The following is a 12,880-nucleotide window of genomic DNA, read 5'->3' on the forward strand; positions in this document are numbered from 1 at the left end:
TCAAGGTAGGTGACGTACTCACGGGCTGCGTCACCCAAAGCGGACGCTAGATGCAGATTCACTGAGACGTATCACCGCGACGTGCAGATTCGCTGAGACGAAGTTGATTTGGTGCAACTTAGATGAGATCCACGTCAGCTTCGTTGAGACAGGTCAGCCGGGCGGGCGCGGGGTGACGCACTCGGTGACGGGGGTGACGGGCGGGTGACGCACTCGGTGACGCACTCTGCAACCACCGCACACCATCTGACCTGCGGCTTTGATCCACCCGTGAGGGCAGGTGACGCGGGTGACGCACTTTCCGGGTATCTCTCTACACCCTTTTTCGTCCCTATTTTCTCTCACAGAGAGATAGGAGAAAAGTGCGTCACCCGTGTCACCTCTCGCGGATGAGTGAAGGAAAGCGCAGGTCAGGGCAGGTTCGCAGGGTCGGAAGTGCGTCACCCGTTGCGTCACCCGTTGCGTCACCTTCCCCGGAGTGCGTCACCACTGTGGTTCGGGGTAGCTGGCGGATGTTCACGTTGTTGGCGGATCCGCTTGCGACGATCACGGGAGCTGCGCCCTTGCCCGTGCACCCGGCCGATCGGGCCGCAGAATCGCCAACTACCGCGAACAGCTCCCGCCAACTGCGATGAACAGAAACGCTGTGACCTGCGAGGTAGCTCCACCTCATCCGCCAAATACCGCGAACGGTCACACCACCGCCCGCAGCGGCGAGGGAGCGCCCCGGGCCGGGTTCTCCCCCGCTGACCTGTGACACCGATGATTGATCCATCGCCACCGAAGTTTGACCAGCGGTCGGTTCCTGCCAGCGAAGTTTGACTGGTGGGGCTGCTGCCGGTCTGGGGGAACCGGCACAGGCGTATGGCGATGCCGCGTTATCGGCCTTCCAGCTGGACTTTCTCGACGCGGGCGAGCGGCTTCGCCCACTCCGGCGACACCAGCCCCGGATCCCGGCGCGGCGTGCCGGGGGCGGCAAAGCGGCCTCCTAGCCTGCGCGGTATGACGGACACCTTCGAGCACGCTCCCCGAGTGTGGACCGCAGGACGACTGCGGGACGCGCTCAGCAGCGTGCCAGACGACGCGCCGATCAGCATCGGCGTCGCGGACGGCCCCGGAGACTTCAACGGGTACAGCGAGTACGCGCTCGTGAACTTCGAGGCGGTGGAGCCCGAGCGGCCCGCCAGTCCCGGGACGCAGCCGCAGGGGACCGATGTGGAGTACATGCTGATGGCGGACTACCGGGCGGGCCGGTACCACCACGACGAAGACTGATCCGGCTGAGGACCTGTGTGCCCCCCCGGTTCGCCCGTCGGTTCGCCGGTCGGCTCCGTGGGATCGGCCGTCGTGGACGCCCGCCCTCCAGAACCTCGTGCTTGATACGGCCGAGCGCGCGCTCCGTGATGCGGTAGGTGAGGTGGGGCAGGACGTACCGATCCGCCTCGCCTCTCGTCTCGGCAACCTCGGCGGCTCTGCCGAGCAGGCCGACCGCATCTTCGAGATAGCCGGCGTCCTCGATCCACGAGGGATCACCGGGCAGCAAACACGCGGTCAGGCTGCTGTCGCTTCGTCACGTCGGCAGCATGCCCACCCGCAGCAGAACATACCGGGCGCCAGCCCTCACCCTTCCTGGCGGACCTCGCCGCCGCGGCGCAGGACACGGGTAGCCGTCCCTCGGCGGGCGCGCGCCGGTGCCGAGCCGCGGGACATGGTGGGCCGGAGACTAGACGTCCCGAGGTCGGGGTTGTTCATGCTTCCTGCGGTCCTTCGTTCTCGGTGAGCGCCCCAACTGCTGGTCCTGTCCGTCCTTCCGTGTCCTGTCGCAGCCATGCTGGGGTCCCGCGCCGTGGTGCGCGGGACCCCAGCAGCGAGTCAGCCGTTCGTCGTGCCCGGCACGGTGGAGATCCGCAGGGGGCGGCCGCTCTTGGTGCGCGGCAGCTTGCGGACGTCGACCCCGCGGCGGCGCAGCGCGGGGGCTGCGCGCTGCAGGCGGGCGGACAGGACGGCCGGGGTCCGAGGCCAGTCCTTCTCCTTGTCGGTGTTGGGCGGTACCTGAAGCTCGGCGAGGAGTTGGGCCGCCTGGCCTTCCCATGTCCAGGGTGAGAGTCGGCTGGTGGCCCAGCGCAGGACGGAGGTGGCCACCGGGTCGCCCTCGATGACGTCGTCGACGAGGTCTTCCTGCGCGCCGGTGTAGGTGTCCAGGGTGTTCCAGCCGGTGACCTCGTCCAGTGCCCAGAGCATCTCGGCCCAGTCGGCCATGCGCGGGCGCTCGGTGAGCTTGTCGGATGCCTCCGGGAGCTTGGCCCACACCAAGGCGGCCAGATCGAGCAGCCCTCCGAGGATCTCGGGGTGGGAGTGGTTGTACGCCTCCCACAGGCGGCGTTCGGTGCGCCGGTTCTTTCCGGTGATGGGTTCGAGTTGGATGGGCAGCATCCTCTCGGCCAAGTCGCCCTGCAGGACGCCGATTTCGATGCTGGTCAGCAACACCGGACGCTGGTAGATCAGGATCACCACGTCGTCGTCGGAGTACAGCTCTCGCTTGGTCAGGGCGTCTCCGGTGACCGTGCGCGAGAGGAAGTCGCTGAGCCAGCCAGGCATGCCCGAGAGATTGTCCAGCGCCAGACACCACCCGGCCGCTGTGGTCACCGCGAGGTCGTCCTCGCTCTTGGGCACGGACCGCAGGTGGGCCTTGGTGCCGTCGACCAGGCGCACCATCATCCGGCACAGGGTCGACTTGCCGGTGCCCTGCTCACCCAGGATCCCGGCGAGCGGGCGCGGCATGTCCGGGCGCAGCGCGGCCAGGCACCAGGCGACGACCATCGGGTAAGAGCCGGCGCTCACTGGCAGGATCTGGCGCAGCAGTTCGACCCCGTGCTGCCAGCCGGCGGAGGACCGTTCGGGCACGGGCAGCTCGTGCACCAGACGGCTGCGCCGCCACAGCGGGCCCTCGCCGTGCTGGGGAACGAGCACCGCCCAGCTGCCGCGTTCGATGCACACCGAGAGCCCGTCGCTGCGCCCCAGGTCGAGCCAGGTCGTCCACCGGTCCACCTGGTCACCGGCGACCCGCAGGTGCACGTCCTGGCTCTCGCTGTCCATCGCCATCGCTTCCAGCGCGGCGATCGCGTCGGCGAGCGCCGCCTGGGACGGGGTGCGTCCGGTGCTGACGACGTACTCGCGGATCAGGCACTGGCGCAGGGACCCGGTGCCCCCGCCGCCGCCTTTGGAACGGATGGGCCGGGCGATGGGGCCGCCGCCGATCTGTACCGCGTAGATGGTCTGGTCGCTGCGCACGAAGCGGTAGCCGGTGTCGCCGATTGCCCGCAGGATGTCGGCCTGTCGCGGGCGGCCGCTGTCGCTTTCGCGTTCCTCTCTCTGCGGCAGGTGCGCGGTCAGCGCGGCCGCGGTCTGGGCGGCGCTGGGGTAGGCGGCGGGCTGGGGACGTTCCTCGCGTTGAGGGCTGGGGGCGGGCACGGTGCGCTGGGTGGTGATCTCGCTCACGTCGGGGCCCCGATCCGTCGCGGCACCCGGGAGCCGGCTTCGAGAGCCCGGCGAATCGTGGACTGGGCTTTGGCCTCGTGCGGGTCGACACCGGCGGACTGGGCCGCCTCGGTGAGGGCCTGGTGCACGTCGTCGCGGTCCACCAGTCCGGCCCCGACCAGCTGCCCGAGGCTGAACGCGCTCTGGTTGAGCTGGTCGTTGCGGCCACTGCGGCATGCGGCGACGGCTTCGAGTTCCTCTCGTACGGCGGTGGCGACGTAGCCGCGTCCGGCCGCAAAGTCCGGGAGGTTCAGGCGGGCGAGCGGCCGGCGCAGGGGGGTGCGGCGCTTGAGCCCGGCCCGCGCGAGGTCGTTGGCGAGCCAGCGCGGCAGTGGCGCGGGCTTGCGGCAGGGCCCCTCGGGCACATAGAGGCCGCCGCGGGTGCAGGTGCCGGGGGCGACCGCGTAGGAGCGGTCGGCGCGGATGTCGACCTGCCAGCCCAGGCGCCCGCGGCTGTCCATGGACCACTGGCTGCCGTCCTCGACGGCGTACCACAGGTGAAGGCCGCCGGAGGGGGTGCGGACGCTGAACGTCTCGGGCGACTCGGTGAGCCGCGGCGCGCGGCGCAGCGAGCACAACAGGTCGAGCACGGCGAGCCCGGAGCTGATCGTGGAGGGGTCGAGGTCGTCGGGCAGGGCAAGGCCCGGCAGGATCTTCTCCGGCTCAGGCGGCGTCGACTGGTGCAGGTCGAGATCGAGGATCAGCAGGTTGGAGGGGCCGGCGGCGACGCCGATCCCGTACTCCGGGTTCTCACTCCACCACTGGTCGATCAGGGCCAGGTCGGTGGTGGCGGCCCGCACGCCGTGGCAGTGGCGGCCCGCTTCGATACACCGGCACTCCTCGGCCTTGTGCTGGATGTAGAGGGGGTTGGGCTGCTTGTCGATGGTCTCGCGGCAGCGCGCGCAGTTCGCCGGCGGGATCTTCAAGCCCGGGGCGAGCGGGTGGACGTACCAGCCCTGCTCGGCGCACCAGCGGGCGATGTGGCGGGGAGAGGCGCGGCCGGGGCTCCCGGGGTGGGGGGATTCGGTTCTGGCCAGCACAGAGTCCTTTTTCCGCCGTGTTGCGTGCGGCTCCACCCTCTCGCCCCGTACGCCGACATCCCATGGGCGACGCCTCCCCAGTACAGTGGAGGACGCGCCCGGGGCGACCCGGGCCGGGGTGATGCAGGCGGAGCGCGGCATCACAGCTTGTTCGGGAAGGGCCCGCGGCACCTTTAGCGAGGGAGAGCGCGAGACCTTCTTGTGGCCCGGGACTACGGTCCCGGGCCGCTTCCATGTCACGCCGCGACCGGGGTCTTGGACCTGGTGGTCGCGGTCAGGCCCTTGGGAGCGCGCAGCTGCACGATCCGCGTGGGGGGCAGGGCGGCGAGAACGTCAGCAGTCCGCCGGGAGAACATCAGGGATGCCTCGATGCGCCAGTGCCTGGCCAGTCGCCCGAGTTCGGCCACCGACCACGGAGTGACCCCGCGCTGGCGGCGGCCGACCACGGCGACCGACAGGTCCAGGACCGTGCCGATGTCGGTGAAGGTCTCATCCGTCACTGCAAGAACTGCCTTGATGTTGTCGCGGACCCAGTCCTCGAGTTCCTCGACTGTGGGTGGCTCGTGGGGCGCATCCTCGACCGGATGCGTGTCCTCGGGCATGACCCCTCCCGGCGGTAGCCTCAAAACGTTCTGTCGCTATACCTCTCGTATAGCGTGGCTGACCATACATCACAGAAAGCTACTTTTTACGTACCGCACCCCTGCGCGTGTGACCTGGGCATTCGCCCCGTCCGCCGCTGGTTGAGCGGCGCTCTCCGCCGCTGACGGGCCGCAGGGGGATCGACCATCTGCGCCACCGCGCGACCGGTCAGCTCGCGCGCGGCTGTTCCTGCTCGCGACGGGCGCTTTCCAGGACCTGCCGCCAGGAGGCGACGTTGGGTCTGCGGCGCAGCAGAGCCCGGCGCTCGCGCTCGGTCATCCCGCCCCACACCCCGAACTCGACCCCGTTGTCGAGGGCTTCGATCAGGCACTCGGTACGCACCAGGCACCTGGTGCAGACAGCCTTGGCCCGGTTCTGCTGTGTGCTGTCCGCGAACAGTACGTCCGGGTCGGCGCTCCGACAGGCCGCGTCCTCGCTCCAGTGGTCCCTCGTACTCGTCATCTTGTCCCCTCCCCCGTCGGGGCTCGTCTCCGTCACGAGCCTATGCCGCTGGCTGGGGGTCAAACTCCCTGGCACCGCAGGGACAGGGTGGTTGTGCCGTGGTGTCGTCGTGGTTGGTGCCGATCGCCCGGAGCAGTCGCTGCAGAACTCCCCTCGGTCCTCCCGGAGGCCAAGTGTGCCTTGACCTGCCAGCAACGCGGGCTCGCTGGGACGGGGCCGTTGGGCAACTATCCGAGGAGATCGGCCTCCTGCTACCGCGCCGACGCCCGGCAAACATCACGAAGACTGTGCACCCGCAGGAGTGCAGATCGCACAGGAAGGCAACCAGTGCCTCTCAGGGTGCGTAGCATCCGGCAGCAACACCAGGTACGAGGAGAGTGAGTTGCTGTGGCAGAGTCGTCGGACAACACCCCCATCCAGAGCAGGTACGCGGAACAGTATGCCGCCGACCTCAAGGCGAACCGCGAGGAGCAGGCGAAGCTGCAGGGGCGTCTGGAGCAACTCCACGCGGAAGAGGCCTGGCTGTTGAAGCAGCAGCAGAACGCACCTGCCGCCGAGGAGGCCGGTGCACCGGCCGAGGAGGCCGCGTCCCAGGCTGTCCCGCAGCCGCGGCAGGAAGCTACGAAGGCAACTGCCGCTCCTTCCGGTGCCAAGAAGCCGGCGCGCTCCAAGGCCTCCGGCAAGGTGGCGTCCGCGCCGAAGAAGAAGGCTGCCGCCACCAAGGCAACGGCGAAGGCTCCCGTCGAGAAGGCGACCGAGAAGGTGGTCGAGGCCACCAAGACCGCTGAGCCTCCGCTGCACGAGCTCGTTCTGCGCGTCCTCCGTACTCATCCCGGACACCCCCACCTGGCCCGCGAGGTCCACACCGAACTGGTGGAGAAGCACGGCCGGCCAACCTCCATCCAGGTGGTGCGCAACAACCTGGAGCGCCTCGTCAAGAAGGGGACCATCGAGAAGGAGAACAAGCAGAATTCGGCGATGTACACGGCCCCCGCGGACGCCGTCGTCACCTCGTCGACGCCCGACCCGGCCGCCGACGAGGTGAGCGAGAAGGTTCCGGCGGACGCCTAGTCGCTGCCGCGAGGACGCGCTGCCGGGCGTCCCGAGAGACGAAGATGCCTGGGTAGCAGCACGGCGCCGACCAGGAGTTGGAAGGCAGCCACCGCGTAGCCGAGCGGATAGTGCTGCTCCCCCAGGCCCCAGGCGAGGATGCCCGCAACACATCCTGCCGCCATCCAGGCGACCGCCGCGCACGGGCGGCCGGCGGCCACCTGCGCCCTGCCGTAGACGGCGACGGCCCCCAGGCCCAGTGCCGCACCAGTGACAGCCAGCCACCCACGTGCATGCGGCACGGCGGCGGCGGCAAAGACACAGGCAGCCGCACCTGCCATCAGCGCTTTCCACGAAAGGGACGCGGCGGCGGGTTGGGTCACGGTGCCTCCAGGGGCGGTCACGGGCGCGTCGCGCCAAGCACGTGCCGGTGCGGCGCGCAATCACGATCCCATGGGCCCGGCGGCCCGAGCGCGGCACCATGACTGCAGCGTGCCCGTGCCCCCACTGATCAGGTCGACCTGACGCCGGGTCCGGTGCGCGGTGCCTGGACATGGGTGCATGCCGGTGCTGGTCGGTGGCGAGATCATTGCCGCGCGGGCCGCTACGCCGTCGGACTGGGACGGGGCCAGGTCTCTCAGCCCTACCGCCCGTGGGTGCGGGGTGTGCTCCCGGGGCCGGCCGTCGTGTGCACCGCCGGCGTCTGCGGTGGCGGTGTCGTACGGGACGTGGGCTGGTGCTGCGCCGCGGTGCTGAGGGTGCTCTCGTTCTGGTCTGCCCGTGTATGGCTGGCGTGGATGAGGGCGTCCAGCCGGGACAGCTGCTGGGGGGCTAACAGAGCGGGCGCGGGGCTGTCGTGTGCCATAGCTCGGCCATGGGCTACGAATGCTTCAGCGGCTGTGATGGTGCCTTGCGTATCGAGGATGTCCGCCACGGCAAGGATCACCGGCCAGTGGTCGTCTCGCAGCCGCTCGGCGTCGTTGCGCGCCATCAGCAGTAGGCTGCGGGGAAGGCCGTAGGCCGTGAGCTGCTCGAAGTCGTGCGTTGCTGCGGCTCTTGTCGCGGCGAGGCGGGCAGGCGTGTCCAGGTTCAGCTCGTGCAGCCATCGCTCCTGGGCGAGAAAGCCTCCGTGGAGGACAACGGCAATCCCGCGGGCTGAGGTAGAGCTCAGATCGGTGAATCCCCCGATAGAACGGCCGTCGGCAGTGGTGGTGTCGACGAGAGTGCTGCGGACAAGGGCAGCGTCCTCATCTGTCATGGCGGCCACGGCATGACCGGCTTCATGGATCGCGGTGTAACGGCGCCACAGTTCGTCGGAGAACCCGAGTGCTTCTCGTACCGTGCGGGCGGTGTGTGCGGGGGGCGGGTCAGCCATGCGGCCCGAGCTGGCGCCTGCTGCAGTAGGTACTGGACAGGACGTGCAGGCGGTCGGTGTCGGTCACGGCGGGCCCCCTCGTCATCAGCGGCGGGTACCGCCGCCGAGCGGTTGTGAGCTCAGCCTGCCGGGGCGACAAGCGGCGGAGTCCATCGCCGTTGCTCCTGCCGCCGGCAGCGCGGGCCCGGCGGCGGGATGGGTGGCGAAGGTGCCTCCAAGGGCTGTACCGGCCGCTGTTCCCACTCCGCAGGCGAGGATCAGCCATGCGTACGCGGCGAGTGCGACCGGCCGCCATGCCGTTGGGCAGCCGGCCGAGCAGGGTGCCCGCAAGGAGGCGGGTGACATGCGGGCTGGCCAGTACGGCGCTGGGAGTCAGCGAGGGATCTGCTGTGGCAGGGCGGGCGTTGAGGGGCAGCGGGGCAACGGAGGGGCTCCAGGCAGGTCGCGGGCGGCCGCTGTGGTGGGACATGTGGGCGTAACGGGGCTGCGGCCCCTGCGGCAGGAGGTACGGGGCAGCCCGCTGCACTGTCATGCTTCGGTGCCCGGCTCGCGACAAATCGGCGGCAGTGGCTCGAGCACGAATTTGCCGGCGTACGAGGGCTTCGGCTGGTCGCCGCCCGACGGCAGCCGGCCGGCTGCTCTGTAGGCCGAGCGGAGCCGGTGCGCGGCCTGCGCGTAGGTGTCGCGGTCGGTGTCGAAGGTGATCCTCATCGGCGGTGTCCCCGGGGCGGTCACAGGGTTTCCAGTGCGGTGCGCAGCTGTTCGAACTCGGTGTCCGTGCTGGGGGCGGCCATGCGCAGACCGGGCACGGTGCCGCGAGGGGTGCCGGTGAACAGGCGGGCGGTGATGCCGTGGGCGTGGAAGTGTTCGAGGACCGGGTGGGGGTCGGCCAGGTGGACGAACCGGTAGTGGATGTCCGCGGGGGCCACGGCGGCGCCGAAGCGGTCGGTCAAGAGCTCCTCGAGGCGGCGCCCGTCGGCGGTGATCTGCGCGAGTGTCTTGGGCAGCCATGCGTTGTCCTGGAGTGCGGCGGTGGCCAGGGTGATGTCCAGCAGCGACAGGGGCCAGGTGGGCAGTTGGTCCAACACGGCCTGGTACATGCGGGAGGCACGCCGGGTCCAGAGCATCCCGGCCCTGGTGCCGGTAATCCCGTAGCTCTTGCCGGTGGACTGCAGGACGACCAAGTTGGCGACATTGGCCCCGGCCATGCCGAGGGCGCCCGGCTGGAACTGGATGTACTCCTCGTCGACGACCAGCACGCTGTTCGGGTGGGCCTTGCATGCCTCGAGCAACTCGGCGCGAGGAATGTAGTGCCCCAGGGGGTTACTGGGATTGGAGAGGATGACGTAGTCGTGGGTCCGCATCGCCTCGCGCATGCGCTGCGCGCGGAGTTCCACGGTGTCCCGCGCACCGATGGTGGGGCCGATGAAGTCGGCGTAGAAGAAGCGCCGCATCGTCTCGGTGTACTCCGGCGTGATGACCGCGACACGGGCCCGGCGCAGCAGGCGGGCGAGGATCACAAGAAACTCGGTGACCCCGCGTCCGGCGAGCATGTCCTGCTCGTCCACGCCCAGCTGGTCGGCGAAGGCCTGCAGGTAGCGGCGTTCGGCTCGGTACGGCCGGCGGGGAGCCTCGTAGGGCGGGGGCATCAGCCGGTGGGCGTGGTGGTCGAGGAAGTCGCGCAGGGCGGCTACTGCGCCGGGCGGCGGCCCGAGCCGGTTGGTGCACAGGCCGAGGTCGAGCGTAATCATCCCGTTGGGGAGGTGGGTGAGGTCGCCGCCCTGCACCTCGCTGGGATTGTGCAGGAGACCTGGCTCAAGACGGTTCATGGCTGCTTCCTTCCGGTCGGTTCAGCGGTGCGGTCGAGGTCACTGGTTTGGGGAGGACGAACTTCTTGGCTTAAGGCGGGGTTTCGGGAGGAGAGCCCGGACACGGCAGCGCCCGCCCGGACGGATGGACAAAAAAGGGGGCCCGGGCGGGCGCTGGAGGGAGGGTGCGCCGTTGTCGTTACGGGCGCGCGGCCACCGTGAACGGGCGCGCGGCGAGGTTCTCGCCCGGGCGGGCGGCCATGAACGGGCGGGAGGGGCGCTGGTTCATCAGGGACTCCTCGAGAAGGGATGGTCGGACAGCAGTGATCTCAGCAGGGACCGCCCATCACCGCCAGGGGCAAATAGGCGCATAACTCGCTTATTCCAGAGGGTGGGAAACGGGTTGCCCCGGCGGTCTGGAGTACGGGAGAAACACGGCCTGCACGGCCGGGGCCGGTCCATCCGGCGGACCTGCATCTGCGGGTGCCCGACAGCGGCGAGGCCCGCTCCCCGGCAGGAGCGGGCCTCGCGTACGAGTCGGCCGGAACCCGCGCCATGTGCGCGGGCCCCGGGCACCACGACGGCGGGTGGTGTGGTGGTGGACGGGATCAGTCGAGCTGCATGGGGACGCAGTCGTAGGCGTACTTCTTGGCGATCCAGCCGGTGGTGTTCTTGGCCAGGCCGGTCCGCGACTTCTTGCCGAGCTGCAGCTTGATCCAGCTGCCCTTCGTGGCGACCCTCTTGCCCCAGTCGCCCTTGTACAGAAGGCCCTTGGACGCGTATCGCGCGCCCGCACCCGTGCGGAAGTTGACTCCGTTGGCGTCGACCGCGTAGTAGACGCGCGGCTTGCACGGCATCTCCGCGGCGCGGGCCTGCGCCGGGGCCGCGGCGAACGCGGACGGGGCCGCACCCACGGTGAGCGCGGCGGTCGCGGCGAGCGCCAGGGCGGGTACGGCGCGGCGGAGCGTGGACGGAAAGGGCACAGCGGTCTCCCATGAATCGGCGGCTTTGTACGGGAGCCTGCGGGCGGCCAGAGCACTCGGACGGGGGTGCGGCGTCACCGTGCCAGGGCCTGGCACGGCAATCCGGGCTCCTGTTCCGGGAGGTGGGAGTGGTGTGACCGGCGCCGCCTGCGGCCGGATCCTTCTCCGCGGGCGTCCGTGTCACCACCAGGGATGTGGAACGCCGGTATCTGGACGACCGGGACACAGACCGGTTGTCGCTGGAGGCGCAAACCGCTCAGCGCCGCGGCAGTCGCAGTGGCCACGAGAAGCAGGGAACGCGCAGGTTCCGGCGGTGGGGGCGGCGCGAGGTGTACATGGACAGGTTCTTCCGTCCGGGTCGTCGGATGTGCTGCACCTTCAGTTCCGTCTCCTCGCCCCGGCAGGGTCAGAGGGTTGCGGTCTTTGGGAATGGTGCGGGCGCGGTGCGGGCGGTCAGCAGGAGGGCGCAGAGGGCGGCGGCCAGCAGCGGGACGCTGAAGTGGCCGCCGAGCGGCCCGGCGAGTGCGGTGCCTGCGGCCAGGCCCAGGCGCATCGCGCTGGACAGCCAGCCAACTGCTTCGGTGGACGTTCCGGGAGGTGCCAGCGAGGTGAGGGTGAGGCTGGCGACCGTCAGGAGGGGCACGAACATGGCGCCGGGCAGCATCGCGAACAGCAGGATCACCACAGGTGGGGCGGGGGCAAGCATCGGCAGCCAGCATGCGGTGAACAGGGCGGCCAGGGCGATGAGATGGCGCGGACGTGGGGCGGTCGTGGGCTGGACGCGGACGAACAGTGCCCCGCCGACCAGCCCGGCTGCGGAGAACGTCGCGGGCAGGGCTCCGGCGAGCCAGGCCGCGTCGTGCTTCTCGGATGCGACGATCCCGGCAACGTCGAGGGCGCCGATGGTGGCGCCGAGGAAGATGAGGGCGGCCAGCAGGGGCCGCATCGCGGGCGGGCGCAGGGCGCCGAGTCGGTCCGGGCGGCGGCAAATAGCACGCCAGATGCGGACGGGGCGGGCGGTGGCGAACACCCACGTGCCGGCGAGTGTGGCGGCGGCCGCCAGAGCGAGGGCGGCGGTGGGGGACAGCAGGGTGGCGGCGGCGATGGCGATTGCGGGCCCGGTGACGTAGACGATTTCCTGGGTGGAGGAGTCCAGGGCGTAGGCGGTGCGCACGTGGGCGGCATCGGGCAGCAAGGTGGGCCACAGGGAGCGCAGACCGCCTTCGACCGGCGGGCATCCTGCGCCGGCCAGTGCGGCACAGGCGAAGGCGATCGGCAGACTCGAGGTGCCTGCGAGGGCGAGGATCGCAAGGGCGGCCGCGGTGAGAACGGCGCCCAGGTGGCAGGGCAGCGGCAGGCCGCGCAGGTCGGCCATCCGGCCGAGCACGGGCAGGCCGAGCGCGGGGGTGACGCCGTAGACGGCGGCGAGCAGGCTCGCGGTGGCGAGGGAGTGGCCCTCCGCCTTGGCGGCCAGGATCAGGGCGATGGGAACCATGCCCAGCGGAAGGCGTCCGGCCAGCGAGGCGAGGAGAAGGCGGGAGCAATACCGGTGCCGTAGTACCGCGTGGAAGGACGGCGGCCGGGTTGTCGGTGGCGCGGGCAGGTCCGGCGCGGGGCCGGGCGCGGTGGCGGGGAGTGTGCGGGGGATATCGCCGACCTGCGCTTGGGCCATCGCCTGCCTGCCTTCAAGGATTCCGGGGGATGGCCGCCCGTACGCCTTGGGCCCACGGGGGGAGGCGCGCGCCGTACGGGCGGCGGCAGCGACGCGGAGGGACGGGCCGCTGTGGCGAGAAGCCCAACAGGCCAGGTGCAGGCGTTCAACGCCGCTTCCCCGGCGGCGGACACCTACGGCGTCTCCTCCCGTCGTGCGAGGCAGCAAACCGTGTTCGCGGTCCGTCACTTGAAGCGGCACCGCGGGCTGGGTATGGGGGCAGGGCTCTGCCGACGCTTCTTCTTCGGGTCCATGAAGGCGTGGGCATGGCG

The 12,880-nt window shown here is 70.3% G+C and carries 12 protein-coding genes; 2 read left to right on the top strand and 10 right to left on the bottom strand.

Going from position 1 to position 12,880, the window contains the following annotated elements:
- The first annotated feature begins 1,002 nt into the window (after window positions 1-1,002).
- Complete coding sequence (locus tag OG883_RS45670) at window positions 1,003-1,275, top strand: DUF6225 family protein (protein WP_266554743.1); 273 nt, start codon at window positions 1,003-1,005, stop codon at window positions 1,273-1,275.
- 597 nt (window positions 1,276-1,872) lie between these two features.
- Here OG883_RS45670 and OG883_RS45675 read toward each other — a convergent pair.
- The 4 genes from OG883_RS45675 to OG883_RS45690 form a co-directional block, all read right to left on the bottom strand.
- Entirely contained in the window at window positions 1,873-3,498 is a 1,626-nt protein-coding gene (locus OG883_RS45675; RefSeq protein ID WP_266554745.1) for a hypothetical protein, read from the bottom strand.
- Complete coding sequence (locus tag OG883_RS45680) at window positions 3,495-4,577, bottom strand: bifunctional DNA primase/polymerase (RefSeq protein WP_266554747.1); 1,083 nt, start codon at window positions 4,575-4,577, stop codon at window positions 3,495-3,497. Before OG883_RS45680 ends, OG883_RS45675 begins: the two co-directional genes overlap by 4 nt.
- A 236-nt stretch (window positions 4,578-4,813) precedes the next feature.
- Window positions 4,814-5,179 carry a helix-turn-helix domain-containing protein gene (locus OG883_RS45685; protein ID WP_266554749.1) on the bottom strand — a complete coding sequence of 122 codons (366 nt, stop codon included), beginning with the start codon at window positions 5,177-5,179 and terminating at the stop codon, window positions 4,814-4,816.
- Window positions 5,180-5,387: 208 nt separating this feature from the next.
- A complete protein-coding gene (locus OG883_RS45690; protein WP_266554751.1) occupies window positions 5,388-5,681 on the bottom strand; it encodes a WhiB family transcriptional regulator in 294 nt (97 codons plus the stop codon).
- A 387-nt stretch (window positions 5,682-6,068) separates the two neighbouring features.
- Here OG883_RS45690 and OG883_RS45695 point away from each other — a divergent pair, with 387 nt between their 5' ends.
- Window positions 6,069-6,752 carry a hypothetical protein gene (locus tag OG883_RS45695; RefSeq protein WP_266554753.1) on the top strand — a complete coding sequence of 228 codons (684 nt, stop codon included), beginning with the start codon at window positions 6,069-6,071 and terminating at the stop codon, window positions 6,750-6,752.
- On the opposite strand, the gene OG883_RS45700 is transcribed toward OG883_RS45695, so the two are convergent.
- The 6 genes from OG883_RS45700 to OG883_RS45725 form a co-directional block, all read right to left on the bottom strand.
- Window positions 6,749-7,114 carry a hypothetical protein gene (locus tag OG883_RS45700; protein ID WP_266554755.1) on the bottom strand — a complete coding sequence of 122 codons (366 nt, stop codon included), beginning with the start codon at window positions 7,112-7,114 and terminating at the stop codon, window positions 6,749-6,751. The two genes, OG883_RS45695 and OG883_RS45700, sit on opposite strands and share 4 nt — an antisense overlap.
- Window positions 7,115-7,374: 260 nt before the next feature.
- Complete coding sequence (locus OG883_RS45705; protein ID WP_266554757.1) at window positions 7,375-8,106, bottom strand: hypothetical protein; 732 nt, start codon at window positions 8,104-8,106, stop codon at window positions 7,375-7,377.
- Window positions 8,107-8,634: 528 nt separating this feature from the next.
- Window positions 8,635-8,817 carry a hypothetical protein gene (locus OG883_RS45710; RefSeq protein WP_266554759.1) on the bottom strand — a complete coding sequence of 61 codons (183 nt, stop codon included), beginning with the start codon at window positions 8,815-8,817 and terminating at the stop codon, window positions 8,635-8,637.
- A gap of 20 nt (window positions 8,818-8,837) precedes the next feature.
- Entirely contained in the window at window positions 8,838-9,935 is a 1,098-nt protein-coding gene (locus OG883_RS45715) for an aminotransferase class I/II-fold pyridoxal phosphate-dependent enzyme (protein WP_266554761.1), read from the bottom strand.
- 587 nt (window positions 9,936-10,522) lie between these two features.
- Window positions 10,523-10,897, bottom strand: coding sequence for a cell wall hydrolase (locus tag OG883_RS45720; protein ID WP_266554763.1), 375 nt, complete (start codon window positions 10,895-10,897; stop codon window positions 10,523-10,525).
- Between the two features lie 406 nt (window positions 10,898-11,303).
- Window positions 11,304-12,569 carry an MFS transporter gene (locus OG883_RS45725; protein WP_266554765.1) on the bottom strand — a complete coding sequence of 422 codons (1,266 nt, stop codon included), beginning with the start codon at window positions 12,567-12,569 and terminating at the stop codon, window positions 11,304-11,306.
- Between the last annotated feature and the right edge of the window lie 311 nt (window positions 12,570-12,880).

The organism is Streptomyces sp. NBC_01142 (assembly GCF_026341125.1).
Taxonomy (GTDB): domain Bacteria; phylum Actinomycetota; class Actinomycetes; order Streptomycetales; family Streptomycetaceae; genus Streptomyces.

What these genes read in the sequence shown, in the direction of transcription:
- OG883_RS45710 (WP_266554759.1), bottom strand. Translation starts at nt 8,817, where the DNA reads ATGAGGATCACCTTCGACACCGACCGCGACACCTACGCGCAGGCCGCG.
- OG883_RS45685 (WP_266554749.1), bottom strand. Translation starts at nt 5,179, where the DNA reads ATGCCCGAGGACACGCATCCGGTCGAGGATGCGCCCCACGAGCCACCC.
- OG883_RS45670 (WP_266554743.1), top strand. Translation starts at nt 1,003, where the DNA reads ATGACGGACACCTTCGAGCACGCTCCCCGAGTGTGGACCGCAGGACGA.
- OG883_RS45690 (WP_266554751.1), bottom strand. Translation starts at nt 5,681, where the DNA reads ATGACGAGTACGAGGGACCACTGGAGCGAGGACGCGGCCTGTCGGAGC.
- OG883_RS45725 (WP_266554765.1), bottom strand. Translation starts at nt 12,569, where the DNA reads ATGGCCCAAGCGCAGGTCGGCGATATCCCCCGCACACTCCCCGCCACC.
- OG883_RS45705 (WP_266554757.1), bottom strand. Translation starts at nt 8,106, where the DNA reads ATGGCTGACCCGCCCCCCGCACACACCGCCCGCACGGTACGAGAAGCA.
- OG883_RS45715 (WP_266554761.1), bottom strand. Translation starts at nt 9,935, where the DNA reads ATGAACCGTCTTGAGCCAGGTCTCCTGCACAATCCCAGCGAGGTGCAG.